This is a genomic window from Luteimonas granuli (assembly GCF_007795095.1).
GTDB classification, from domain to species: domain Bacteria; phylum Pseudomonadota; class Gammaproteobacteria; order Xanthomonadales; family Xanthomonadaceae; genus Luteimonas; species Luteimonas granuli.
Genome location: NZ_CP042218.1, coordinates 2,270,684 through 2,293,566, shown reverse-complemented (window position 1 = coordinate 2,293,566; position 22,883 = coordinate 2,270,684). Strand labels below are relative to the sequence as shown.

Sequence of the window (22,883 nt, the reverse complement as noted above, 5' to 3'; positions counted from 1 at the left end):
CGGGCGCACGCTCCGGACGCTTTCGAGGATTTCGCGATGGATGAACTGCTGGTCGTCACCACCGGCGGCACGATCGACAAGGTCTATTTCGACGACAAGTCGGACTTCCAGGTGGGGGAGCCGCAGATCGGCCGCATCCTTGACGAACTCGGCGTGGCCTTCCGCTTCCGGGTGATCCCGATCCTGCGCAAGGACTCGCTGCACATCGACGACGCCGACCGCGAGCTGCTGCGCGCGACCATCGCCGCACAGCAGACACGGCACGTGCTGGTCACCCACGGCACCGACACCATGGTCGAGACCGCGCGCGCGCTGGCATCGCTCGAGGACCGCACCATCGTGCTCACCGGCGCGCTGAACCCTGCGCGCTTCCGGGGCTCGGACGCGGAGTTCAACATCGGGACCGCGGTCGGCGCGGTGCAGTCGCTGCCGCCGGGCGTGTACATCGCCATGAACGGCCGCATCTGGGATCCGCTCAAGGTCCGCAAGAACGTCAGCGCGAACCGCTTCGAGGCGGCCTGAAGCGCCCCGGTCGGGGCCCACGGCCCGCCGGCGCTTCAGAACATCCCGGTTTCCAGGCGCGCGGCCTCGGACATCATGTGACGGGTCCACGGCGGGTCGAACACCAGTTCGACATCGGCCTCGACCACGGTCGGGATCATTTCCAGCTTGCTGCGCACGTCGTCCACCAGGACCTCGCCCATGCCGCAACCGGGTGCTGTCAGCGTCATCGTGACGTCGACCTTGCGTGTGCCGCCTTCGGCGGGATGAACCACCGCCTCGTAGACCAGGCCGAGGTCGACGATGTTGATCGGAATTTCCGGGTCGAAGCAGGTCCGCAGCTGCCGCCAGACCAGTTGTTCGACGGCCGCGTCGTCCGCACCGTCGGGCAGCTCGAGCGGCTCCGGCGGCTCCTTGCCGATGGCGTCGGCATCGCTCCCGGCGATCCGGAACAGATTGCCTTCGACGAACACGGTGAAGCTGCCGCCCAGCGCCTGGGTGATGTAGCCGACGCTGCCGGCCGGCAGCGTGACCTCGTCACCCTGGGGTACGAGGACGGCAGCGCAATCGCGCTCGAAACGGACGGGTTCGCTGTTGCGGGAGTACATGGGGACCAGATGGGGGCGGCAGGGCCGCGTGCAAGCACCGCATTCTACGCGATCCCGGTATGCTGGCCCGCCCCCGTCCGTCCGCCCCGATGACCGCAGCACACCGTAACGCGATCCGTCGGGCGTTCCACGTCGCCGTGCTGGCGATCGGATGCGCGGGATTCGCGGCGATCTGGACGCTGCTGGCAGCGGGCACCGGCGGCACGCTGAGCGCCCTGGCGGTGGTTGCCGCCGTCGACGCCGCCCTGCTGCTGCGCCTGATCCGCGCCCGCCCGGGCTGGGCGCGCGCCGCGGCCGGCGGCTCCGTGACCGCCGTGATCATCGTCCTCGCGCAATGGGGGGTGATCGCCGCCCACGTGGGCTCGATGCTGGGGCTGCCGCCCTGGGAGTCGGCCCTGCGGATGGGGCCATCGCTGGCGTGGGCCATGGCCGGCGTGGCCATGACGGGGGTCGACCTCGCCTGGTTCGCCGCCTCGCTGGTGGTTGCCGCCGCGCTTTCGCGCTGAGGCATCGCGCATCCGGAGGCCACCGGAAGGCCGGCGCGCAGCGGCTCCGGGCGCCCGGGCAGGCCGCCACCGGCGGTTCATCGAACGAAGCGGCCACGCTCGTCACGTTCAATATTCATTTCGTCCCAGCAACGATTCGATTCGTCCCACCCCACCGGCACTCGTCCCTGCCCGCGGCGACGCTCCGCAGGCACGCCCGAAAACCGGAGACGACGTGGCCATCGATCATCATCTGCAACGACGTGAATACGCACGGGAGCCGGAACGGTCGGGCTCCACCCTCCTCAAGATGATCCATGTCCATGGGCGACACGGTGGAGCACGGCTGCCGGCCGGAACGATCGCGCTGCTGGTGAACCTGTCGGGCCGGCTCGACCTGGAGTCCCCGGACAGCCGCTGGGCGCTGCCGCGCCGCAGCGCCCTCCTGTGGCGCGAAGGCCCGCTCCGCATCACCTCCCATGCGTCCTCCCGCTGCCTGGCGCTCTACGGCGACGCGGACGCATGGAGACCACACCTCCCGGCCAGCGCCGGCCAGCCGCAGCTGACGCTGTTCCCCTGGGAAGGGCCCTGCCCGCGCACCCTCGCCCGCGCCATGCTGCAGGTCGCCCGCGCGATGAATCCCGGCCGGTCGCCGCGGCCGGGAGAGGCCGTTCGTGGCGCGGTCACCGCCCTGTGCGTCGCGCTCGACGAACCGCAGGCCTGGCTGCTCGCTCCGCTGCAACGCTGCAGCGGCCGCACCCTGCAGCATCGCCAGCGGACGCTGTTGCGCCTGCTTCGCGTGCGCAACATGATCCGTCGCACGGGGGACAGCCGCATCGACCTGGGGCGCCTTGCGGCGTTCGCCAGCTATTCGCCCTGCCACCTTCTGCGCATCTACCGCGACGCGTTCGGCGAAACACCGAGCGAGTATGCGAGCAGCCTGCGCCAACAGCGTGCCTGGACCCTGGTGCACGAGACCCGGATGCAGGTCCACGAGATCACCGAGCTGTTGGGATTCGAGAGCCAGAGCTCGTTCTGCCGCGCCTTCAAGAGCGCATTCGGCACAACGACCAGCGAAGCGCGCCGACGCCATGCCGCCCGCCTGACCGAGAGCCGGAAGGCGCGTGCCTGCGTTGCCCAGGCGCGCACCTCGAATGCCATCGCCGCGGCCGAGCGCATCAGCGGGCCATGTCGGCCCTCCTCCGGCTACCTCAGCAGTCCGAGGGCGGCCCGCACCGGGTCCCGATAGCTCCGGCCGGAACTCATCCCCTGCCCGTTGCGCAGGCGAAGCCAGTACTGCGCCGGCCCATACGGCTCCACGTGCTCGACCATATCGATGCGGACGAGCCGCGAACGATGGATCCGGACGAAAATGGCCGGGTCCAGGCGGGCGGCGAAGCCGGTCATCGTGTCGCGGATCAGATAGCTGGTGTCTTCGAGCGCGATCTCCACATAGTTGCCGCGCGCGGACGCATGGATGATCTCGGTGACCTGGATCAGACGCATCCGTCCGCGCTCCGGCACCGCGATGCGCTTCGGGTAGCGGCCGACCGACGGATCGGCCGCGTGGGCCGTGCGCAGGGCGTGCAGCTCGCGCGCGCGCGACAGGGCCTGCACGAGACGCCGCTCCGACAGCGGCTTGAGGAGATAGTCGATCGCCTGGACCTCGAAGGCATCCAGCGCGTGGACGGGATAGGCGGTCACGAAGACGACCATCGGCCGACGCCCCGGCGCAAGGCGCTCCAGCAACGCGAAGCCACCAAGCTCCGGCATCCGGATGTCGAGGAACACCACGTCCACGGCCTCCTTGGACAGCGCGGCCAGCGCGCTGCCACCGTCGGCATGCTGGCCGACGACCTCCACGCCCGGCTGGGCATCGAGCAGGCGGGCCAGCCTGGCGCGCGCCAGCGGCTCGTCATCGACGATCGCGACCTTCATCGCGTTCATGCCGCATCCGCCATGGCAACGTGCGGACACGGAATGGACACCGGCAGCCGCAGGTGGGCCGTCATCCCTCCGCGCGCATTGGGAGCCAGGCGCAGCAGATCGGCGCGACCATAGGCGTACTTCAGGCGTTCGCGCAGGTTGCCGAGCCCCCGCCCGTGACGGGGCGCCGAAGGCCGCTGACCGCCGTCGTCGGAAATGCCCACGCTCAGTTCTTCCCCGTCCAGCCTGACGTCGATCGCAAGCACGCCGCGGACGGTGCGCAGCGACAGTGCATGCAGGATCGCGTTCTCCGCCAGGGGCTGCAGCAGCAGCGGCGGCACCGGCACAACCTCTGCGCGGGGATCGACGTTCCATTCGACCTGCAGGCGGTCGCCCAGCCGGTAACGCTCGATATCCAGATAATCACGCAGCAGGCCGAGTTCCTCGCGCACCGTCACCCACTGCGTGTCCCGGTGTTCGAGGCTCGCGCGCAGCAGTTCACCCAGGGCCACGAGCATCCTGTCGGCGGACTCCGCATCGCGGTGCACCATCTCGGCGATCGAGTTGAGCGCATTGAACAGGAAGTGGGGATTGAGCTGTGCGCTCAGGGCATCGAGGCGGGCCTGGACGACCATCACCTGGAGCTTGCGCGACTGCCGTTCACGCTGGGCGGCACGACGCGCGTACAGCCAGGCATGGGCGGCTCCGATCAGCAGCCATGACACCAGGAAGTTCTTGTTGGCCAGGCTGACGCGCAGCAGCGAGCCCAGCGAAGGTGTCTCCGCGTACCAGCCCACCCAGGGATTGAGCCACAGCACACCCAGCCCACGAAGCACGATCACCGCGACCACCGCCGCCGTCAGCACCGCCAGCGATCGGAGCACGCGGTCACGCTCGATCGGAAAGCGCTCCACCACCCAGAGCAGGACCAGCGTCAGCGGGATCCACATCGCCGCCGACACCATCGCCATGCCGAATGCGCTCTGCGAGCCGCCGCCAAACCCCTGCCTCGCCTGGATGATCAGGAACTCCGCCCACAACATCAGGCCGTACGCGAGCCAGAGCAGAGTGACCGCCGACGCGACCCGGGAGGTCCGCTTGTCCATGGCACCACGCTAGATGGCGACGCCCCCGGCCGCAAGCGTTCAACTGACGGTCCATCACGTCACACGTGCTGTTCGTCCCTGCCCGATCACGCAGGCCGCTGTGTGCCCGGACTAATGTCCGCCGTCCAGCGCCTTCAGTTCGCTCACCAGCGCATTGGCCATTTCGGCGCCATCGCCATAGAGCATCCGCGTGTTGTCGGCATAGAACAGCGCGTTCTCGATGCCGGCGAAGCCGCGTCCCTTGCCGCGCTTGATCACGATGGTGTTCTTCGACTCCACCACGTCGAGGATCGGCATGCCGTAGATCGGACTGGCCGGGTCGGTCTTCGCCACCGGATTGACCACGTCGTTGGCGCCGATCACCAGACTGACGTCGGTGTTGCGGAACTCCGGATTGATGTCGTCCATGTCCGCGATCAGGTCGTAGGGCACGCCGGCCTCGGCCAGCAGCACGTTCATGTGGCCGGGCATGCGCCCCGCGACCGGGTGGATCGCGAATTTCACCTTCACCCCTCGGTCCATCAGCCGCTGGCTGAGCTCCCAGATCTTGTGCTGCGCCTGGGCCACGGCCATGCCGTAGCCGGGCACGATCACCACGCGCTCGGCGTAGGCCATCATCGCGGCGACGTCGGCCGCCTCGATCGGCTTCTGGCTGCCGGCGATCTCCGCAGCCTCGCCGCCGCCGCCGAAGTTCGAGAACAGCACGCTCCTGATCGAGCGGTTCATGGCCTTGGCCATCAGCCGCGTCAGCAGCATGCCGGCAGCGCCGACCATGGTGCCGGCGATGATCAGCGCCTCGTTGCCGAGCACGTAGCCTTCGAAGGCCACCGCCAGGCCGGTCAGGGCGTTGTACAGCGAGATCACCACCGGCATGTCGGCGCCGCCGATGGGCAGGGTCATCAGCACGCCCAGGGCCAGCGCGGCGATGAAGAAGGCCACCACCAGCGGCACGCCCAGCGAATGCACCACCATGCCGCCCAGCACAACCGCGGCCAGGAACACCGCGGCGTTGAAGAGCTGCATCCCCGGGAAGCCGTAGCGCTTGTCCATGCGCCCGTCGAGCTTGGCCCAGGCGATGATCGAGCCCGACAGCGCCACCGAACCGATCAGCGCGCCGAGCACCGCCAGCACCGGCACCACCATGCCCGGAGCCGCGCCCGCCGCCGACCAGCGCAGCAGCTCGACCGCGCCGATCGCGGCCGCCGAGCCGCCGCCCAGGCCGTTGTACAGCGCGACCATCTGCGGCATGTCGGTGATCGCCACCTTCCTGCCCGAGACCCAGGCCAGCACCGTGCCCAGTGCCACCGCGACCACCATCAGGGCGATGTTCTGCAGCCCCGGGATGAAGAACGTGACCAGGGTGGCCAGCACCATGCCCACCCCCGCCCACTGGATGCCGCTGCGCGCGGTGCGAGGCGAGGCCATGCGCTGCAGGCCGAGCAGGAACAGGGTCGCGGCGACCAGGTAGCTGGACTTGATCACCAGCCCGAGGATCTCGGCGCCGCTCATGCGCCGCCCTCCCTGGCCCTGGCCTTGTCGCTGGGCTTGAACATCTCCAGCATGCGCTCGGTGACCACATAACCGCCGGCAGCGTTGCCCGCGCCCATCAGCACGGCGATGAAGCCGATCGCCTTCTCCAGGGTGGTATCGGCGTGCCCCAGCACCACCATCGCGCCGATCAGCACGATGCCGTGGATGAAGTTGGAACCCGACATCAGCGGCGTGTGCAGGATCACCGGCACACGCGAAATGATCACATGGCCGGCGATCGCCGCCAGCATGAAGATGTAAAGCGCCACGAATCCATCGGCCACGCGCGTTCTCCCCGGCTGTCCGACCCGATGATAACCGTCCCCGACCGGGGTGCCACCGTGCCTGTCAACCCGAGGCCCCCGCGCGCGTTGACCTCCCCGTTACCACGGGACTCAGGCGGATGGACGGCAGCGCGCGGCGACATCGCGGCGGGATCGGGCTGGCTATGCTGGACGGCATGCCCGTAGACGCCGCCCGCCAGGTCATTGCCCCCCCCCGTCTCTCGCGCCGATGCCGGGGCGACCCTGGAGGGCTTCCTCGACGGAATCTCGGCCCGAGCCTTCCGCTTCGCCGAGGCCGGCCTGCGCCACCGCGAGGATGCGATGGACGCGGTGCAGGACGCGATGATGAAGATGCTGGGCTACCGCGACCGGCCGGCGGAGGAATGGACGCCGTTGTTCTGGACGATCCTGCGCAGCCGGATCGTGGATGCGCAGCGGCGGCGGACCCTGCGGCTCGGCTGGATGAGCTCCGCCGACGAGCGTCGCGAGGAAGGCGTGGACTGGGCCGGCCACGAACCGGACCCCTCCCGGGCCCATGAGGGCCGGGAAGCCTACGGGGAGCTGGTCGGGGCCCTGCGCGACCTTCCCCGGCGCCAGCGCGAGGCCTTCACGCTGCGCGTGCTGGAAGAGCTCGACGTCGCGACGACCGCGCGCGTCATGGGCTGCGGCGAAGGCTCGGTCAAGACACACCTGTCGCGCGCACGCGACGCGCTGCAGAAGCGACTGGAGGATTTCCGATGAACGACCCTCGCCACCACGATTTCGACCTGAGGATGCGGGCGCTGCATGCACGTGCCGTCGAGCAGCTCCCGTCACGCACGACGTACCAGCTGCGCATGCGCCGCGAAGCCGCCGCGCGGGCGTCGGCATCCGGCGCTCCGCGCAGCGGCGGCTGGTGGCTGGCCGCGGCCGCAACGGCGGTTTTCGCCCTCGCGATCGGCCTGCGCCAGCCGGGGCCCGGGTCGGCGCCGGACCCTGCCGGCGACGCGCTTCCGCCGCTGGCCGTCGCGACCGATGCGGCGGAAACGGCGGCCTTCGAGGACAGCGTCGCCGCGCTCGACGAAGACCCCGACCTCTACCTCTGGATTGCCTCCCAGGACGGCCAGTTCCTGGCCATGGAGTGATGACCATGACGACCTTCCCGACCCGATCCTTTGCCGTGCCCCTGCTGACGCTGGCCCTCTCCATGGCGGCTCCTGCGGCCGCGCAGTCCGCGGATGCGACGCCTCCGGCGTCCCCGCGGGCGACACATGACGCTGCGCCCCTCCCCGCCTGGGACCAGCTCACCGACGCGCAGCGCGAGGCGCTGGTGGCGCACGTGCGCGATCGCTGGAATGCGCAGCCCGGCAAGCGCGCGCGGATGCTGGCCCATGCCGAACGCTGGCAGGAAATGGGTCCGCAGGAACGCGAGCGCGCCCGCCGCGGTGCCAGCCGGTGGCGGGACATGGAGCCGGAGGAGCGCGACGCCATGCGCGCGCTCTATGCGCGCATGAAGACCCTGTCTGAAAGCGAACGCGCCGCCCTGCGCGCCCGCTGGAAGGACATGTCTCCCGAGGAGCGGCGCGCCTGGGTCAAGGCCAATCCTGCGCCCGCCGAGCGGCCGCAGGATCCTTGAACGGCGCCTTCAGCCTTCGCGCGGCGGCCAGACCGTCTTCGCCACCAGCTCGTCGTCCCAGTCGCAGCGGAGTCCGTCCTCGCCCAGCAGCAGGCTGGCGAAGTTGAACACGTTGCGCGCGAACATTTCGCTGGCGTGCAGGGCGCCGCTGCTGGCCAGATCGAGCGGGCCGGCCACGGTCACGCCGCTTGCGTCCAGCGTCTCGCCGGGCCGCGTCAGTTCGCAGTTGCCGCCGGTCCCGGCCGCGAGGTCGACGATCACGCTGCCCGGCGCCATGCCGGCCACCATCTCCGCGGTGATGATGCGCGGCGCAGGACGCCCCGGCACCGCGGCCGTGCAGACGATGACGTCGATGCCGCGCAGGTGCTCGCCGAGGCGGCGCTGCTGCTCGGCGCGCTCCTCGTCGTCGAGCGCGCGCGCGTAGCCACCTTCGCCCGCCGCACTGACGCCCAGGTCGAGGAAGCGCCCGCCGAGCGATTCGATCTGCTCGCGTGTTTCCGGCCGCACGTCGAAGCATTCCACCTGCGCGCCCAGACGGCGCGCGGTGGCCACCGCCTGCAGGCCGGCCACGCCGGCACCGACCACCAGCACCTTCGAGGGACGGATGGTGCCGGCCGCGGTGGTGAGCATCGGGAAGAAGCGCGGTGCCAGCTGGGCCGCGATCAGCACGGCCTTGTAGCCGGCCATGCCCGCCTGCGAACTGAGCACGTCCATGGCCTGCGCGCGCGTTGTCCGCGGCAGGCGCTCGAGCGGAAAGGCGGCCAGGCGGCGGGTCCGGATCGCCTCCGCGCGGGCCGGATCGGCCTCGGGCTGCAGCTGGCCGACGATGGCCGCGCCCTCGCGCAGCGTCGCCAGCACCGCCGGCGGCGGAGCCTGTACGCAGAGCACGAGATCGGCATCGGACAGCGCCGACGCCGCGTCGTCCACCAGGTTGGCGCCGGCGGCGGCATAGGCCTCGTCGGCGAAGTGGGCGCGTACGCCGAGGCCGCGTTCGACCGTGACCCGGGCGCCCGCGGCGACCAGCTTCCTGCAGGTTTCGGGAGTCAGCGCCACGCGACGCTCGCCCGGCGCGGTCTCGCGCGCGATGCCGATCCTCACTGCCATTCCCCGCTCCCGCAGATGCCCTGGAGCCATCCTAGCGAATGCCCAGGGCCCGCGCGATGCCCGGGGGAAGGCGGGCGGAGCGCGCTCAGCCGTTGGCGGCCCTCTCCGGGTCGCGCATGGAACCGAGGTGCTTCCAGACCTGGCGCATGGCCTCGTCGAAGGGCGCATCGGTGGAGCGCACGACGACCCGGCCCGCGGCCACCAGCACCGACAGCTCTTCCGGCGAGACCACCATCTTGCGCATGCCGCGCCGGTTGACCACCAGGAAGCGGCCGGTCAGAGGGCTGATCCAGGCGATCCGCGCCGCGCTCTCCTGCCCGTCCTCCACCAGACGCAGGCCCTGTCCGACCCGCAGCCGGCGCATGCGAGCAGCGACTTCCGGGTCGAAGTCGAAGGTGTCCGTTCCACCGGCGAGGCGCAAACCGGCCAGTGGCGACTCGTCCACCGCGGGCTCGACATCGTCGACACCGCCCTCCGGGTGGTGGACCCTGCGCGCCGCGTCGGGCAGGCCGAGGTCGGAGATGATCCTGGCCATCGCGTCCCGGGCCGCGGCCGCATCCATGCCGCAGCTGGAATAGCACTCGCCCAGCGGGACCTGGAGCGCCAGCAGCTGCTCGGCGACCACGCGGCCCCGGGCCTGCGCGGCGTCGGCGTCGACCTGGACCATGGCGTCGCCCAGGGCGATGGCCTGGCGATGGCGCGGACTGCCCGGCCCGTCGCGCAGCCAGGCCTGGGTGAGGTGGTGCCGCCAGTCGTGGTCGAGGAACCTGGCCACCGACGCGGTCAGCATGCGCCCGGACAGGCGCGACGCGACCAGATCGGCGGCGTGCGTGCGCGCCTGCTGCAGCCGCTCGCGGCCGTGGATGGCCTCGCCGGCACGCTTCTCGGCGAGTTCGGTCCGCCGACGCTGCTGCTCGAGCTGGTCCCTGAGCTCGCTGGCGGCGAGCTCGAAGATGGCCTGGTCCTCGTCGTACTCCTCGACCACGCGATCGACGGCGCGCTCGGCCCGGTCGAGGGTCTCCCGATCCTGGGGGGTCTCGCCGGCATTGCCGTCGCAGGCCTCGGTGAGCACATCAAGCAGGCGCCGCGCGGGATGGCTGCGGCGGTTGAACATCGAGTCGTCGGTCAACGCCACCTTCAGGTAGGGAACGATCAGGCGACCGAAGAAGTCGCGGGCCCGGCCTTCGAGGTCGTTGGCACCGTTGATCGAACTGAAGAGCATGCCCACGAGGTCGATCGCATCTTCCTCGTCGACGCTGAAATGCGCGGCGTCCGCATCCAGGCCGAGCTGGCGCAGGCCGCCGCGGATCGCCTCGCGGATCACCCGGCCCAACTCGCGGGCGTCGCTGACGGCGAGCGCCCTGGTGTAGGGCGCGGCGTCGTCTCCCTGCAGTATCTGGGCGACATTCAGCAGGTCCTCGGTGCGCAGCACCTGGGCGCCAGGAGGCACCGTCGAGGGGCCCTCTCCAGCCGTCAGGCCCGCGGCCCGCCAGTCGGCCAGATGTTCGCGTACCACGTCGCGATAGCGCAGCGGCCGGCCCTCGGCGGCCGCGGCGTGCGCCGCGGCCTGGACCAGGCCGCCGGGGCCGCCCCCCGCGGGCGCGCCGCCGGCAGAATCCCCGTCCCCTCCGGCCTGGCCGCGGACGCTGTATTCCACCGTGCCGCCATCCGGGACCCAGACGCCGCCTGCGTCGCCGGCCTGGTCGCCAGCATATGCCCGGCCATCGCCGGCACCCGGGCCGGGCGCCGGAGCCGGACGACGCACCACCCGGTCCGGGCTGTCGGAGCCGGATCCGAATCCGGCCTCCTCGAGCAGCGCGTTGAGCTTTTCGTAGAGCTCGCCGAGGACTTCGGGCAGGCGCTTGTCGAACTGGTTGAACACCAGCGGGCGCAGGCCACGAGTGAGGTCCTCGGTGCCGAACAGACCGATGAAGGCCGCGACCGTGGCCACCGGGCGCACCGGGTTGGCACGCTTGCCCTCCACGCCCAGCGCCTCGGCAAGCGCCTCCAGACGCTCGCCGAGCTGCTCCAGCGGATGCAGGAACTGGTGGTCGAGCAGCTCCGTGATGTGCTGTCCGGCGAGGTGGATCTCCAGCTCGCCCTCGGACATCAGGCTCAGCGACGTGTCCGCGTCCTGCTCCACGGCAGGCCTGCGCCAGGCATCGAATTCGCGCTCCAGGGATTCGCGATAGCGGGTGGCGAGTTCAAGCGCACGGTGCCCGAGGGCCATCACCGCCATGCGGTCGTCCTGCGCCCCGCTGTAGTCGTGGCCGGCCAGCGCCTCCAGCCGCACCTGTTCCTCGATGGTGCCCCAGAACCCGGAGAGCACGCCGCCCAGCGCGGTCACCGATTCGCGCCGGAGCGCGTCGAAAACGCGCACGGGATCCCGCATCGCGTCATGGCGCGACAGACGGGTGGGGTAGCGGAGGGGGTCTTCTGCGATCATCGGAATCCGACAAACGTGGCGCTTGGGGGGATGCACCCTCGCCCATCATTCCTGAACGGAGACACCGACGCTGTGACTGCAATCGCAAATAGCCCGCAATTCCCGCTCCTGCAGGCCCTGGACGCGCGCCGCTCGGTTCCGGCCCGGCAGCTGGGCGAGCCCGGGCCGAGCGCGGACGAGCTGCAGCGCATGCTGGCCTCGGCCGTACGCGTGCCGGACCATGGCAAGCGGGTCCCGTTCCGCTTCCTGTCCATCGCCGGCCACGCCCGCGACGCGCTCGGCGAGGCGGTCGCCGCGCGCGGCCTGGAACTGCATCCCGACGCCGGCGACGCCGCGGTCGCCAAGGACCGCGCGCGCTTCTCGCATGCGCCGCTGGTGGTGGTCGTGGTGGCGGTGCTCGACCCGGCCGACGCGGCGATCCCCGAACAGGAACGCCTGCTCAGCGCCGGTTGCGCCTGCTTCGCCCTCCTGCAGGCGGCGCAGGGACTCGGCTTCGGCGCCACCTGGCTGACCGGCTGGCCGGCCTACGATTCCGCGATCCTCGCGCTGCTCGGGCTCGGCGCCGACGAGCGCATCGTCGGCTTCGTCCACATCGGCACTCCGCGGATCGAGGCGCCCGAGCGCGACCGGCCCGATCCCGCCGGCCTGCTGCGCGAGTGGACGCCGTCGGCGTGAGCCTGCCCGCTCCAGCGACGTCGCTGTACCTGGTCGATGCCAGCCTGTATGTCTTCCGGGCGTGGCATTCGATGCCCGCCGACGGCTTCCGCGATGCCGAGGGCTGGCCGACCAACGCGGTGCACGGCTTCGCCCGCTTCCTGCTGGACCTGCTGGAGCGCGAACGCCCCCGGCACATCGCCGTCGCCTTCGACGAGGCGCTGGACTCCTGCTTCCGCAACGCCCTGTATCCGGCCTACAAGGCCAACCGCGATCCGGCGCCGCCGGAACTGAAGCGCCAGTTCGCCTACTGCAAGGCCCTGTGCGCCGCACTCGGCCTGCCTGTGCTGGCACATCCCGAGTACGAGGCCGACGACCTGATCGGCACCGCTCTGGCCGTGGTCCGTGGCGACGGCTACCGCGGCGTGATCGTCTCGGCGGACAAGGACCTGTCGCAGCTGCTGCTTGCCGGCGACGAGCAGTGGGACTATGCCCGCGATCACCGCTGGGGCAAGGACGGGGTCAAGGCGCGGCATGGTGTTCACGCGCACCAGCTCGCCGACTACCTGGCGCTGTGCGGCGACGCGGTGGACAACATCCCGGGCGTGCCCGGTGTCGGTGCGAGGACGGCGGCGGTGCTGCTGTCGCACTTCGGCACCCTGGACGCGCTGCTGGAGCGCATCGACGAGGTCGCCTTCCTCCGCCTGCGCGGCGCTGCGACGGTCGCGGCCCGGCTGCGCGAACATCGCGAACAGGCGCTGCTGTACCGCCGGCTTTCGACCATCGCCTGCGATGCGCCGCTGCGGGACGCTACGCCGCCGTTCGCACGCGCCACGCCCGAGGGCGGCACCCTGCAGGCGTTCGCCGATGCCGTCGGCTTCGGGCCGATGACCCGGCGCCGGCTGGATGCGGTCTGCTCCGGCCCGGCGCCCACGGCGGCCGACCCTGCGACGACATCGGTGGCAGGCTAGGATCGGCCCATGGACGACGACAGCATTCCTTTCGGCGATGCCGCTCCCGAGGTCCTCTACGAAGGCGAGTGGCTGCGCATGGTCCGGCGCGGGCACTGGGAGTCCTGCGAACGCACCCACGGCAAGGACGGGCTCGCGGTGCTGGTGATCGCGGTGACGCCGGACGACGACGTGCTGTTCGTCGAGCAGTACCGGATTCCCCTGGGCGCACGCACCATCGAGATGCCGGCGGGACTGGTGGGCGACGATTTCGACGCCGACACCCTGGAGTCGGCCGCGCGACGCGAACTGATCGAGGAGACCGGCTGGGAGGCGGGACGCATCGACGTGCTGCTCATGGGCCCGACCTCGTCGGGCATGAGCAACGAGCGGATCGCGTTCGCACGCGCCCGCGACCTGCGCAGGGTGGGCGACGGCGGCGGCGTGGCCGACGAGAACATCACCGTGCACGCCGTTCCGCGGGCCACCGCGCCCGCATGGCTGATGCGGAAGTACGCCGAGGGCTACGAGCTCGATCTCAAGCTCTGGGCCGGGCTGTGGATGATCGAGTACAACCCGGACGGTTCGAAGGCCTGAGCGCCCCCGCGCGCGCCGGCCTTCAGGCGAAGCGGTCGGTCGCCCGCACCAGCGCGTCGACGTTCTCCGCCTCGAATGCCGAATGGCCCGAGGTCGGGGTGACGACGAGCTCCGCCTTCGGCCACACCTGGTGCAGGTCCCAGGCGTTCTGGATCGGGCAGACCACGTCGTAGCGGCCGTGCACGATGACGCCCGGGATGTCGACGATGCGGTAGGCGTCGCGCAGCAACTGGTCGTCGCACTCGAAGAAGCCGGCGTTGGTGAAGTAGTGGTTCTCGATCCGTGCGAAGGCCAGCGCGAACTGCGGGTCCTCGTGGTCGGCCATGAAGTCCGGGTCGATGTGCAGGAAGCTGGTGGCCGCTTCCCAGACGCTCCAGGCCCGCGCCGCGGCCAGGCGGGTGGCCTCGTCGTCCGAGGTCAGGCGGCGGTGGAACGCGGCGATCAGGTCGCCGCGCTCGCCTTCGGGAATCGCCCCGATGTAGTGCTGCCAGGCTTCGGGGAACAGGCGCGAGGCCCCTTCCTGGTAGAACCACTCCAGCTCCCAGCGGCGCAGCATGAAGATGCCGCGCAGCACCAGCTCGGTGACCCGCTTCGGATGCGCCTGCGCGTAGGCCAGCGCCAGGGTGGATCCCCAGGAGCCACCGAACACCTGCCAGCGCTCGATGCCCAGGTATCCGCGCAGGCGCTCGATGTCGTCCACCAGGTGCCAGGTGGTGTTGTCGACGAGGTCGGCATGCGGCTTGGACCGGCCGGAGCCGCGCTGGTCGAACAGCACGATGCGGTACTTCGCCGGGTCGTGGAAGCGTCGCATCTTTTCCGTGCAGCCGCCGCCCGGCCCGCCATGCAGCAGCACCACCGGCTTGCCGGCAGGGTTCCCGCACTGCTCGTAGTAGAGGACATGGCGGTCGTCGACACGGAGGGTGCCGGTGTCGAACGGTTCGATCTCTGGGTACAGCGTGCGCATGCCGAAGCCGCTCCTGCCTGGAAACCCCTGGAGTCTACCAGCCGCCCTTTGGCACACCCTCCGTCCCGCCCCCCGGTCGGCGACCCGCACCCACCCGGTCGCGCCCCTCCAGATCGACCACGGTGACGACGTCGACAAAGCCCGCGGCCGCCAGCAGGGCACGCACCGGGGGACCCTGGTCGTGGCCGTGCTCGAGCAGCAGCCAGCCCCCGGGAACGAGGTGTGCGGGCGCGGCCTCGACGATGCTCCGGATCGCGTCGAGGCCATCGCGCCCGGAAGCCAGCGCGGCGGGCGGCTCGTGCCTCAGGTCGCCCTGCTCCAGGTGCGGGTCGCCCTCGGCGATGTAGGGCGGATTGCTGGCGACGAGGTCGAAGCGCTCGCCGTCCAGCGGGGCGAACCAGTCGCCGGCACGGAACTCCACGCGCTCGCCCAGACCGAGACCGGCCGCGTTCGCGCGCGCAACCGCGAGCGCGGCTTCGCTGCGGTCGGTGGCGACCAGCCGCGCCTCCGGCCGCTCGCTGGCGATCGCCAGCGCGATCGCGCCGCTGCCCGTGCCCAGGTCCGCCACCCGCAGCGCCAGCGCGGGGTCGAGGCGCGCCAGGGCCTGTTCGACCAGGAGCTCGGTTTCCGGCCGCGGGATCAGGGTGTCGGGCGTCACCGCGAGGTCGAGACTCCAGAAACCGCGCCGGCCCAGCAGGTAGGCGACCGGTTCGCCGGCTTCGCGGCGCGCGACGAGGGCTTCGAACCGGGCTTCCGCCTCCGGCGCCAGCGCAACGTCGCCGTGGGCGTACAGCCACGCTGGGCCGCGGCCGAGGACGTGCTGCATCAGCAGCGCGGCGTCGGCGACATCGATGCGCTGTCGGGCCCGGGCGAGGCCGGATGCAACGCTGCGTCCGGCATTCATAGATAGAACCTATCCATTGAATCGTTATAATTCATTTTACTGATCGATAGATCGCACCTAACATCCCTGCGTCCGGCTGCGGCCGGTGTCTTCCCTACCACCGAGAGGATTCCCATGTCCGTCATCAATACCGAAATCAAGCCGTTCAAGGCCACCGCCTACCAGAATGGCGAGTTCATCGAGATCAGCGACGCCGATCTCAAGGGCAAGTGGTCCGTGTTCGTGTTCTACCCGGCCGACTTCACCTTCGTCTGCCCGACCGAACTCGAGGACCTGGCCCTCAACTACGAAGAGTTCAAGAAGCTCGGCGTCGAGATCTACAGCGTCTCGACCGACACCCACTTCTCGCACAAGGCCTGGCACGACACCTCGGATGCGATCGGCAAGATCCAGTATCCGATGATCGGCGACCCGACCCACGAGATCTCGAAGAATTTTGAAATCCTGCGCCCGAGCGGCCTGGCCGACCGCGGCACCTTCATCATCGACCCCGAGGGCGTGATCCAGTCGATCGAGATCACCGCCGAGGGCATCGGCCGCGACGCGCTGGAGCTCCTGCGCAAGGTCAAGGCCGCCCAGTACGTGGCCGCCCACCCGGGCGAGGTCTGCCCGGCCAAGTGGAAGGAAGGCGAGAAGACCCTGAAGCCGTCGCTGGACCTGGTCGGCAAGATCTGACCCAGGCTTCGACCACCACCCTGCAGGAGCCGCTATAGCGGCGATCACAGCTGTAGCTGCTCCTGCAGATCTCCACCCCCTGTGGGAGCCGCCATGACGGCGATCGCGGCTGTAGCCGCTCCCACAGTGGGGCTGGACCGGAGTCCGTGCCACGGCGCGGCCTGCGGTCCATCCCCACGCCGGTGGCGACCCGTCCCGCGACGGGTCGCAGGCCCCCGCCTTGCCTCTCGAAGGAGTTCCCCATGCTCGAAGACGATCTCAAGACCCAGCTCAAGGCCTACCTGGAGCGCCTGCAGCGCCCGGTGGTGCTCGTGGCCAGCGTCGATGACGGCGCGAAGTCGGCCGAGATGCTCGAGCTCCTGGAGGACATCCGCGCGCTGTCCGACAAGGTGAGCGTCGAGGTGTCGCGCGACGACGCCCACCGCAAGCCCTCCTTCGCCATCACCTCGCCGGGCCAGGACATCGACCTGCGTTTCGCGGGCCTCCCGATGGGGCACGAGTTCACCTCGCTGGTGCTGGCGCTCCTGCAGGTCGGCGGCCACCCGTCCAAGGCCGCGCCGGAGCTGCTGGAGCAGGTCCGCAACCTCGAGGGCGAATACCGTTTCGAGACCTATTTCTCGCTGTCCTGCCAGAACTGCCCGGACGTGGTCCAGGCCCTGAACCTGGCGGCGGTGCTGAACCCCGGCATCCACCATGTGGCGATCGACGGCGCCCTGTTCCAGGACGAGGTCGAGGCGCGCGAGGTGATGTCGGTGCCGACCGTGTTCCTCAACGGCGAGGTCTTCGACCAGGGCCGCATGAACCTCGAGCAGATCGTCGCCAGGCTCGACACCGGCGCCGCGAAGCGTGAGGCCGCGGCGATCGCGAAGAAGGACGTGTTCGACGTACTGGTGGTCGGAGGCGGTCCGGCGGGCGCGGCGGCCGCGGTCTATGCCGCGCGCAAGGGCATCCGCACCGGCGTCGCCTCCGAACGCTTCGGGGGCCAGGTGCTGGACACCATGTCGATCGAGAACTTCATTTCCGTACCGCACACCGAGGGCCCGCGCCTCGCGGCGCAGCTCGAGGCGCATGTGCGCGAGTACGAGGTCGACATCATGAACCTGCAGCGCGCCACCGCGCTGACCCAGGACGCCGACGGCGTGACCACGATCCAGCTGGAGAGCGGCGCCAGCGTGCGCGGCCGCACCGTGGTGCTCGCCACCGGCGCGCGCTGGCGGCAGATGGGCGTGCCCGGCGAGGACGAGTACCGCAACAAGGGCGTGGCCTACTGCCCGCACTGCGACGGCCCGCTGTTCAAGGGCAAGCGCGTGGCCGTGATCGGCGGCGGCAACTCGGGCGTCGAAGCCGCGATCGACCTGGCCGGCATCGTCAGCCACGTCACCCTGATCGAATTCGACGGGAAGCTGCGCGCCGACGAAGTCCTGCAGCGCAAACTGCGCAGCCTGTCCAACGTGCGCATCATCACCTCGGCCCAGACCACCGAGGTGCTCGGCGACGGCAAGCGCGTCAACGGGCTTGTCTATCGCGACCGCGTCGGCGGCGACAGCCACCGCGTCGAGCTGGAGGGCGTGTTCGTGCAGATCGGCCTGCTGCCCAACACCGAATGGCTGAAGGGCTCGATCGAGCTCAGCCCCCGCGGCGAGATCGTCGTCGACGCTGCCGGCCGCACCTCGCTGCCGGGCGTGTTCGCCGCCGGCGACGCCACCACCGTGCCCTACAAGCAGATCGTGATCGCCATGGGCGAAGGCGCGAAGGCCTCGTTGAGCGCCTTCGACCACCTGATCCGCAGCAGCAGCCCGGCCGCCGTCGCCGTCGCCGGCGCCGAGGCGGCCACGGCGTAAGCCGGCCACGGCCACAGCGAGGCACCGCCATGAACCTGCGCGACCTGGGCTACTTCATCGCTCTCGCCGACCACCTGCACTTCGGGCGAGCGGCGGCGGCGAGCTTCGTCAGCCAGCCCACGCTCTCGACCCAGATCCGCAAGCTGGAGGAAGAGCTCGGCGTAGCCCTGGTGGAACGCGCGCCGCGCAACGTCATGCTCACCGCCGCCGGGCGCGACGTCGCCGCCCGCGCGCGGCGGGTGATGGCCGAGATCGAACAGATGCGCGAGGCCGCGCGCCGCAGCCAGGACCCTGAGGCGGGCAAGGTGGCGCTGGGGCTGTTCCCCACGCTGGGCCCGTACCTGTTGCCGCACGTGGTGCCGGCGATCCGCGCGCGCTTCCCGGAGCTCGAACTGCTGCTGGTGGAGGAAAAGAGCGACGTGCTGCTCGAGCGCCTGCAGCAGGGCCGCCTGGATGCCGCCCTGCTGGCGCTGCCGGTCGGCGACGACCAGCTGCACGTGGAGTTCCTGTTCGAGGAGCCGTTCGTGCTCGCCGTACCGGAGACGCATCCGCTGGCCGGCCGCGGCCCGATCGCGCTCGACGACCTGGCCGACGAACGCCTGCTGCTGCTCGCCGACGGCCACTGCCTGCGTGACCAGGCGCTCGACGTCTGCCATCTTTCCGGCGCCGGCGAGAAGGGCGGGTTCCAGGCCACCAGCCTCGAGACGCTGCGCCAGATGGTCGCGGCCAACGTCGGCGTGACCCTGTTGCCGACGCTGGCGGTGAAGCCGCCGGTGGCGCGCTCGGAGAGCATCGAACTCGTCGATTTCCGCGCCCCGGCGCCGAGCCGCCGCATCGCCATGGTCTGGCGCCGGAGCACGGCGATGGGCGACTTCCTGGGCGAACTCGCCCAGGTGATGCGCCGCCTGCCGCCGGACCTGCTGCAGCCGCCGGCATCCGGCGCTGTCGTCGCACCGGTCCGCCTCGACAACGCACCCGCCGTCTAGCCACGCCTTCAGGGCGGCCGGTGCTCCCCGCCGGATCCGGCCTGTCCTGCCCCGTCCGGATCCGGTCCCGCATCGCTCCAGCTCAGCGCGTCCCCCGGCGCAGGATCAGGGGGCCGTGCCCGTCTGGCAGAGGACGCCGGTGCCGCCCAGTCCGCAATAGCCGTGCGGATTCTTCGACAGGTACTGCTGGTGCTCCTCCTCCGCGTAGTGGAAGGGGGGGGGGCCGGGTACACGATTTCCGTGGTGATCGGACCATGACGGGCGGCCGAGAGGCGCTGCTGGTAGGCCTCGCGACTGGCGATGGCCGCCCGATACTGTCCTTCGGTGTGGCAGTGGATCACCGAGCGGTACTGGCTGCCGACGTCGTTGCCCTGGCGCATGCCCTGGGTCGGATCGTGGCCTTCCCAGAAGCGGGTCAGCAGGGCCTCGAAGGAGATTCCCGCCGGGTCGTACACCACCAGGACCACCTCCGCGTGCCCGGTGCGCCCGCTGCATACCTCGCGGTAGGTCGGGGCGGGTGCATCCCCGCCGGCATAGCCCACGGCCGTGGTCACCACGCCCGGCAACGTCCAGAACAGGCGCTCGGCGCCCCAGAAGCAGCCCATCCCGAACACCACGCGGGACATCCCGGGGAAGTCTCCCTGCAGGGGGCGTCCGTGGACGTGGTGGACGTTCGAAAGGCGCATGGCGGCGCTCCGGTTCCGGCTGGCCCCCGATGATGGTCGCGCGGCCGTCGCGCCTGCAAGCCGCGCCCGTGCCGCTCCGCTACACTGCCCGGCCCATGGCGCAGGCCGCGCCCGCATCCCCGACGACACGCATGACCGGACCCCACGACACCACGGCCGGCGCCGACCCGGCGCCCGTGAAGCAGGACTTCATCCGCCAGATCGTCCGCGACGATCTGGCCAGCGGCAAGCACACCGCGATCCGGACCCGCTTCCCGCCCGAGCCCAACGGCTACCTGCACATCGGCCACGCGAAGGCGATCTGCCTGGACTTCGGCATCGCCGAGGAGTTCGGCGGCCGCTGCAACCTGCGCTTCGACGACACCAACCCGGTGAAGGAAGACCCGGAGTTCGTGCGGGCGATCCAGGATGACGTGCGCTGGCTGGGCTTCGACTGGCACAGCCTGCGCCACGCTTCGGACTATTTCGAAGTGTTCTACCTCGCCGCCGAGAAACTGATCCGCCAGGGCGACGCCTTCGTCTGCGACCTGAGCGCGGACGAGGTGCGCGAGTACCGCGGCAGCCTGACCGAGCCTGGCAGAGAGTCGCCGTACCGCAACCGCGGCGTCGAGGAGAACCTCGACCTGTTCCGGCGCATGCGCGCGGGCGAGTTCGACGACGGCGCGCGCACCCTGCGCGCGAAGATCGACATGACCAGCGGCAACATCAACCTGCGCGACCCGGCGATCTACCGGATCAAGAAGGTCCCGCACCAGAACACCGGCGACGCCTGGCCGATCTACCCGATGTACGACTACGCGCATGCGCTGGGCGATGCCGTGGAAGGCATCACCCATTCTCTGTGCACGCTGGAGTTCGAGGACCACCGCCCGCTGTACGACTGGTGCGTGGACCGGGTGGACCTGGCCGGAAACCCGGAGCTGCTGGCGCCGCTGGCCGCGAAGGGCCTGCCGATCGAGGCCGCGAAGCCGCGCCAGATCGAGTTCTCGCGCCTGAACATCAACTACGCGGTGATGAGCAAGCGCAAGCTGACCCAGCTCGTGGCCGAAGGCCTGGTCGACGGCTGGGACGATCCGCGCATGTACACCCTGCAGGGCCTGCGCCGGCGCGGCTACACTCCGGGCGCACTGCGCCTGTTCGTGGACCGCATCGGCATCAGCAAGCAGAACTCGATGATCGACTTCTCGGTGCTCGAGGGCGCGCTGCGCGAGGATCTCGACGCCCGCGCGCCGCGGCGCATGGCGGTGGTGGATCCGCTGCGGATGGTGCTCGTCAACCTGCCTGAAGGCCACGCCGAGACGCTGCGCTTCCCGAACCATCCGAAGGACGAGGGCTTCGGCGAGCGCGAGGTGCCGTTCTCGCGCGAGCTGTGGATCGAGCGCGACGACTTCGCGGGAAGTTCCGCCCAAGGGCTGGAAGCGCCTGGTGCCCGGCGGCGAAGTGCGCCTGCGCGGCGCCGGAATCGTACGCTGCGACGAGGTGGTGAAGGACGCCGACGGTTCCATCGTCGAGCTGCGCTGCACGCTCGATCCGGAGTCGCGTCCGGGCATGGAAGGTGCCAACCGCAAGGTCAAGGGCACCATCCACTGGCTCGACGCGACGCGCGCGGTCGAGGCCGAGATCAGGTTGTACGACCGCCTGTTCCTGGTGCCCGATCCGGACGACGAGAGCGACGGCCGGACCTACCGCGATCACATCAACCCGGAATCACGGGTCTCGACGCGCGGTTACATGGAGCCGGCGGCGGCGGATGCGGAGCCGGAGACCTCGTTCCAGTTCGAACGCTTGGGCTATTTCGTCGCCGACCGCTGCGATCACCGCCCGGGCGCACCGGTATTCAACCGCAGCGTCACGCTGCGCGACACCTGGGCGGCGAATGCCTGAGCGGCGACAGGCCGCCCCACGCGACGGCCCCTGCCACGGCCTTCGCGCAGGGCGGCGCTACCATGCCGGCGTCGCCCGAGACACGGAGCTTCCCTATGCGCGGCCTCCTCCCGTCCGCTTTCACGCTGCTGCTCGCGCTGACGATGGCGGCATGCGCGGCACCGCAGCCCGCCGACGGCGTGAAGCCGCCCCCCATGAGCGACCCGCTGCCCGCGACGGTCCTGCCCGCACCGGCGACGCCGCCGCGCCATGGCGCCGTCGCCGGGCTGCCGGACCTCGACCGCAGCTGCCGGATCGACGCCGACTGCGCGGTGAAGAACGTCGGCAACTGCTGTGGCTACTACCCGGCCTGCGTGAACAGGAGCGCCGAACCCGATCCGAAGGCGGTGCAGGCGGCCTGTGCACGGTCCGGGGTGGCTGGCGTCTGCGGCTTCCGCGAGATCCAGGCCTGCGCCTGCGTCGCCAGCCGCTGCGAGCCGGCGCCGTCCGATGCCCTCCCCCTCCGGGCCGCCGCTGTCCGGAGGAGTGACCCGATGAGCCTGCCCGCACGCGTCGACCTGCGGCTGCCCGACTGGGTCCCGGACGCCATCGACCGCGAACGTACGTATCCGGCCGACGCCGACAAGGTGGCGCTGGCGATCACCCTCGCCGCGCGCAATATCGACGAGGGGACAGGCGGCCCCTTCGGCGCGGTGCTGTTCGGTCCCGACCAGCGCGTGGTGGCCGCGGGCGTCAACGTGGTGCTGCCGCAGTCGACCTCGCTGGCCCACGCCGAGAACATGGCCTACATGCTGGCCCAGCAGGCCCTCGGCCGCGCACGCATCAATCTCGACGAGGCCGGCAATCCCTGCGGCCCGTACACGCTGGCCACCTCCGCCCAGCCCTGCTGCCAGTGTTACGGCGCGACGGTATGGGCGGGGGTCGACCGGCTGCTGATCGGCGCGCGCGCGGACGACGTGCAGGCGCTCACCGAGTTCGACGAAGGCCCGCTGCCTGAAGACTGGACCGGCGAACTTGCACGGCGCGGCATCGAAGTGGTGCGCGATGTCGAGCGCGAGCGCGCCCGCGCCGTGCTCGCCGCCTATGGCCGCGGCGGCGGCCGGTCTTACTGATGTGCCTGATGCCCCTGACGGGCCC

General features: G+C 70.7%; 22 protein-coding genes and 2 pseudogenes. 14 read left to right on the top strand and 10 right to left on the bottom strand.

The genetic code is table 11. From position 1 onward, the window contains the following. The first annotated feature begins 36 nt into the window (after positions 1-36). A complete protein-coding gene (locus tag FPZ22_RS10560) occupies positions 37-522 on the top strand; it encodes an asparaginase domain-containing protein (protein ID WP_144892803.1) in 486 nt (161 codons plus the stop codon). A 35-nt stretch (positions 523-557) separates the two neighbouring features. Here the strand turns inward: FPZ22_RS10560 and sufT are convergent, their stop codons facing one another. Next, positions 558-1,109 carry a putative Fe-S cluster assembly protein SufT gene (sufT, locus tag FPZ22_RS10555; RefSeq protein WP_144892801.1) on the bottom strand — a complete coding sequence of 184 codons (552 nt, stop codon included), beginning with the start codon at positions 1,107-1,109 and terminating at the stop codon, positions 558-560. 89 nt (positions 1,110-1,198) lie between these two features. On the opposite strand from sufT, the gene FPZ22_RS10550 reads away from it, so the two are divergent. Together FPZ22_RS10550 and FPZ22_RS10545 are read left to right on the top strand one after the other, a co-directional pair. After that, positions 1,199-1,615, top strand: coding sequence for a hypothetical protein (locus tag FPZ22_RS10550; RefSeq protein WP_144892799.1), 417 nt, complete (start codon positions 1,199-1,201; stop codon positions 1,613-1,615). 289 nt (positions 1,616-1,904) lie between these two features. Beyond that, complete coding sequence (locus FPZ22_RS10545; RefSeq protein ID WP_144892797.1) at positions 1,905-2,843, top strand: helix-turn-helix transcriptional regulator; 939 nt, start codon at positions 1,905-1,907, stop codon at positions 2,841-2,843. Here FPZ22_RS10545 and FPZ22_RS10540 read toward each other — a convergent pair. The 4 genes from FPZ22_RS10540 to FPZ22_RS10525 all read right to left on the bottom strand — a co-directional run bounded on the left by FPZ22_RS10540 (position 2,801) and on the right by FPZ22_RS10525 (position 6,440). After that, positions 2,801-3,541 (bottom strand): LytR/AlgR family response regulator transcription factor, encoded by a 741-nt coding sequence (locus FPZ22_RS10540; protein ID WP_168198984.1) that lies wholly within the window; start codon positions 3,539-3,541, stop codon positions 2,801-2,803. The two genes, FPZ22_RS10545 and FPZ22_RS10540, sit on opposite strands and share 43 nt — an antisense overlap. After that, a complete protein-coding gene (locus tag FPZ22_RS10535) occupies positions 3,538-4,626 on the bottom strand; it encodes a sensor histidine kinase (protein ID WP_144892793.1) in 1,089 nt (362 codons plus the stop codon). Before FPZ22_RS10535 ends, FPZ22_RS10540 begins: the two co-directional genes overlap by 4 nt. Positions 4,627-4,737: 111 nt before the next feature. Next, a complete protein-coding gene (locus FPZ22_RS10530; protein ID WP_144892791.1) occupies positions 4,738-6,135 on the bottom strand; it encodes an NAD(P)(+) transhydrogenase (Re/Si-specific) subunit beta in 1,398 nt (465 codons plus the stop codon). After that, entirely contained in the window at positions 6,132-6,440 is a 309-nt protein-coding gene (locus FPZ22_RS10525; RefSeq protein ID WP_144892789.1) for an NAD(P) transhydrogenase subunit alpha part 2, read from the bottom strand. Before FPZ22_RS10525 ends, FPZ22_RS10530 begins: the two co-directional genes overlap by 4 nt. Before the next feature lie 204 nt (positions 6,441-6,644). Here FPZ22_RS10525 and FPZ22_RS10520 point away from each other — a divergent pair, with 204 nt between their 5' ends. The 3 genes from FPZ22_RS10520 to FPZ22_RS10510 are packed head-to-tail and all read left to right on the top strand — an operon-like array spanning position 6,645 to position 8,055. Continuing rightward, on the top strand, positions 6,645-7,181 hold the full coding sequence (locus FPZ22_RS10520) for an RNA polymerase sigma factor (protein ID WP_144892787.1): 537 nt from the start codon (positions 6,645-6,647) through the stop codon (positions 7,179-7,181). Continuing rightward, the gene (locus tag FPZ22_RS10515; protein ID WP_144892785.1) at positions 7,178-7,564 is read left to right on the top strand and encodes a hypothetical protein; all 387 of its coding nucleotides are present in this window, start codon (positions 7,178-7,180) and stop codon (positions 7,562-7,564) included. The genes FPZ22_RS10520 and FPZ22_RS10515 overlap by 4 nt, the downstream gene beginning before the upstream one ends. 5 nt (positions 7,565-7,569) lie before the next feature. After that, positions 7,570-8,055, top strand: coding sequence for a DUF3106 domain-containing protein (locus FPZ22_RS10510; RefSeq protein WP_144892783.1), 486 nt, complete (start codon positions 7,570-7,572; stop codon positions 8,053-8,055). 9 nt (positions 8,056-8,064) lie between these two features. Here FPZ22_RS10510 and FPZ22_RS10505 read toward each other — a convergent pair whose 3' ends face one another. Then, positions 8,065-9,159, bottom strand: a complete 1,095-nt coding sequence (locus FPZ22_RS10505; protein ID WP_144892781.1) for an NAD(P) transhydrogenase subunit alpha — start codon at positions 9,157-9,159, stop codon at positions 8,065-8,067. An 85-nt stretch (positions 9,160-9,244) separates the two neighbouring features. After that, positions 9,245-11,605, bottom strand: coding sequence for a DUF1631 family protein (locus FPZ22_RS10500; protein ID WP_144892779.1), 2,361 nt, complete (start codon positions 11,603-11,605; stop codon positions 9,245-9,247). 72 nt (positions 11,606-11,677) lie between these two features. Between FPZ22_RS10500 and FPZ22_RS10495 the strand changes: the two genes are divergently transcribed. The 3 genes from FPZ22_RS10495 to FPZ22_RS10485 are packed head-to-tail and all read left to right on the top strand — an operon-like array spanning position 11,678 to position 13,806. Further along, the gene (locus tag FPZ22_RS10495; protein WP_425463002.1) at positions 11,678-12,280 is read left to right on the top strand and encodes a nitroreductase family protein; all 603 of its coding nucleotides are present in this window, start codon (positions 11,678-11,680) and stop codon (positions 12,278-12,280) included. After that, positions 12,277-13,230, top strand: coding sequence for a 5'-3' exonuclease (locus FPZ22_RS10490; protein WP_144894132.1), 954 nt, complete (start codon positions 12,277-12,279; stop codon positions 13,228-13,230). The genes FPZ22_RS10495 and FPZ22_RS10490 overlap by 4 nt, the downstream gene beginning before the upstream one ends. A gap of 9 nt (positions 13,231-13,239) precedes the next feature. After that, complete coding sequence (locus tag FPZ22_RS10485) at positions 13,240-13,806, top strand: NUDIX hydrolase (protein ID WP_144892775.1); 567 nt, start codon at positions 13,240-13,242, stop codon at positions 13,804-13,806. Between the two features lie 22 nt (positions 13,807-13,828). Here the strand turns inward: FPZ22_RS10485 and pip are convergent, their stop codons facing one another. Together pip and prmC are read right to left on the bottom strand one after the other, a co-directional pair. Beyond that, positions 13,829-14,770: a prolyl aminopeptidase gene (pip, locus tag FPZ22_RS10480; RefSeq protein WP_144892773.1), complete on the bottom strand. Its 942-nt coding sequence runs from the start codon at positions 14,768-14,770 to the stop codon at positions 13,829-13,831. Positions 14,771-14,804: 34 nt separating this feature from the next. After that, positions 14,805-15,674: a peptide chain release factor N(5)-glutamine methyltransferase gene (gene prmC, locus FPZ22_RS10475; RefSeq protein ID WP_144892771.1), complete on the bottom strand. Its 870-nt coding sequence runs from the start codon at positions 15,672-15,674 to the stop codon at positions 14,805-14,807. A 114-nt stretch (positions 15,675-15,788) separates the two neighbouring features. Between prmC and ahpC the strand changes: the two genes are divergently transcribed. The 3 genes from ahpC to FPZ22_RS10460 all read left to right on the top strand — a co-directional run bounded on the left by ahpC (position 15,789) and on the right by FPZ22_RS10460 (position 19,176). After that, positions 15,789-16,349: an alkyl hydroperoxide reductase subunit C gene (gene ahpC / locus FPZ22_RS10470; RefSeq protein WP_144892769.1), complete on the top strand. Its 561-nt coding sequence runs from the start codon at positions 15,789-15,791 to the stop codon at positions 16,347-16,349. A gap of 242 nt (positions 16,350-16,591) precedes the next feature. Continuing rightward, positions 16,592-18,190 carry an alkyl hydroperoxide reductase subunit F gene (ahpF, locus tag FPZ22_RS10465; RefSeq protein ID WP_144892767.1) on the top strand — a complete coding sequence of 533 codons (1,599 nt, stop codon included), beginning with the start codon at positions 16,592-16,594 and terminating at the stop codon, positions 18,188-18,190. 29 nt (positions 18,191-18,219) lie between these two features. Continuing rightward, positions 18,220-19,176: a LysR substrate-binding domain-containing protein gene (locus FPZ22_RS10460; protein ID WP_144892765.1), complete on the top strand. Its 957-nt coding sequence runs from the start codon at positions 18,220-18,222 to the stop codon at positions 19,174-19,176. A 105-nt stretch (positions 19,177-19,281) separates the two neighbouring features. Here FPZ22_RS10460 and msrA read toward each other — a convergent pair. Continuing rightward, positions 19,282-19,979, bottom strand: a pseudogene (msrA, locus tag FPZ22_RS10455) (peptide-methionine (S)-S-oxide reductase MsrA). Positions 19,980-19,993: 14 nt separating this feature from the next. Here msrA and FPZ22_RS10450 point away from each other — a divergent pair. Then, positions 19,994-21,746: pseudogene (locus tag FPZ22_RS10450) on the top strand (glutamine--tRNA ligase/YqeY domain fusion protein). A gap of 533 nt (positions 21,747-22,279) precedes the next feature. Then, positions 22,280-22,858: a nucleoside deaminase gene (locus FPZ22_RS13675; RefSeq protein ID WP_168199031.1), complete on the top strand. Its 579-nt coding sequence runs from the start codon at positions 22,280-22,282 to the stop codon at positions 22,856-22,858. Positions 22,859-22,883: the final 25 nt, after the last annotated feature.

What these genes read in the sequence shown, in the direction of transcription:
- FPZ22_RS10560 (WP_144892803.1), top strand. Translation starts at nt 37, where the DNA reads ATGGATGAACTGCTGGTCGTCACCACCGGCGGCACGATCGACAAGGTC.
- sufT (WP_144892801.1), bottom strand. Translation starts at nt 1,109, where the DNA reads ATGTACTCCCGCAACAGCGAACCCGTCCGTTTCGAGCGCGATTGCGCT.
- FPZ22_RS10550 (WP_144892799.1), top strand. Translation starts at nt 1,199, where the DNA reads ATGACCGCAGCACACCGTAACGCGATCCGTCGGGCGTTCCACGTCGCC.
- FPZ22_RS10545 (WP_144892797.1), top strand. Translation starts at nt 1,905, where the DNA reads ATGATCCATGTCCATGGGCGACACGGTGGAGCACGGCTGCCGGCCGGA.
- FPZ22_RS10540 (WP_168198984.1), bottom strand. Translation starts at nt 3,541, where the DNA reads ATGAACGCGATGAAGGTCGCGATCGTCGATGACGAGCCGCTGGCGCGC.
- FPZ22_RS10535 (WP_144892793.1), bottom strand. Translation starts at nt 4,626, where the DNA reads ATGGACAAGCGGACCTCCCGGGTCGCGTCGGCGGTCACTCTGCTCTGG.
- FPZ22_RS10530 (WP_144892791.1), bottom strand. Translation starts at nt 6,135, where the DNA reads ATGAGCGGCGCCGAGATCCTCGGGCTGGTGATCAAGTCCAGCTACCTG.
- FPZ22_RS10515 (WP_144892785.1), top strand. Translation starts at nt 7,178, where the DNA reads ATGAACGACCCTCGCCACCACGATTTCGACCTGAGGATGCGGGCGCTG.
- FPZ22_RS10510 (WP_144892783.1), top strand. Translation starts at nt 7,570, where the DNA reads ATGACGACCTTCCCGACCCGATCCTTTGCCGTGCCCCTGCTGACGCTG.
- FPZ22_RS10505 (WP_144892781.1), bottom strand. Translation starts at nt 9,159, where the DNA reads ATGGCAGTGAGGATCGGCATCGCGCGCGAGACCGCGCCGGGCGAGCGT.
- FPZ22_RS10500 (WP_144892779.1), bottom strand. Translation starts at nt 11,605, where the DNA reads ATGATCGCAGAAGACCCCCTCCGCTACCCCACCCGTCTGTCGCGCCAT.
- FPZ22_RS10485 (WP_144892775.1), top strand. Translation starts at nt 13,240, where the DNA reads ATGGACGACGACAGCATTCCTTTCGGCGATGCCGCTCCCGAGGTCCTC.
- pip (WP_144892773.1), bottom strand. Translation starts at nt 14,770, where the DNA reads ATGCGCACGCTGTACCCAGAGATCGAACCGTTCGACACCGGCACCCTC.
- prmC (WP_144892771.1), bottom strand. Translation starts at nt 15,674, where the DNA reads ATGAATGCCGGACGCAGCGTTGCATCCGGCCTCGCCCGGGCCCGACAG.
- ahpC (WP_144892769.1), top strand. Translation starts at nt 15,789, where the DNA reads ATGTCCGTCATCAATACCGAAATCAAGCCGTTCAAGGCCACCGCCTAC.
- ahpF (WP_144892767.1), top strand. Translation starts at nt 16,592, where the DNA reads ATGCTCGAAGACGATCTCAAGACCCAGCTCAAGGCCTACCTGGAGCGC.
- FPZ22_RS10460 (WP_144892765.1), top strand. Translation starts at nt 18,220, where the DNA reads ATGAACCTGCGCGACCTGGGCTACTTCATCGCTCTCGCCGACCACCTG.
- FPZ22_RS13675 (WP_168199031.1), top strand. Translation starts at nt 22,280, where the DNA reads ATGAGCCTGCCCGCACGCGTCGACCTGCGGCTGCCCGACTGGGTCCCG.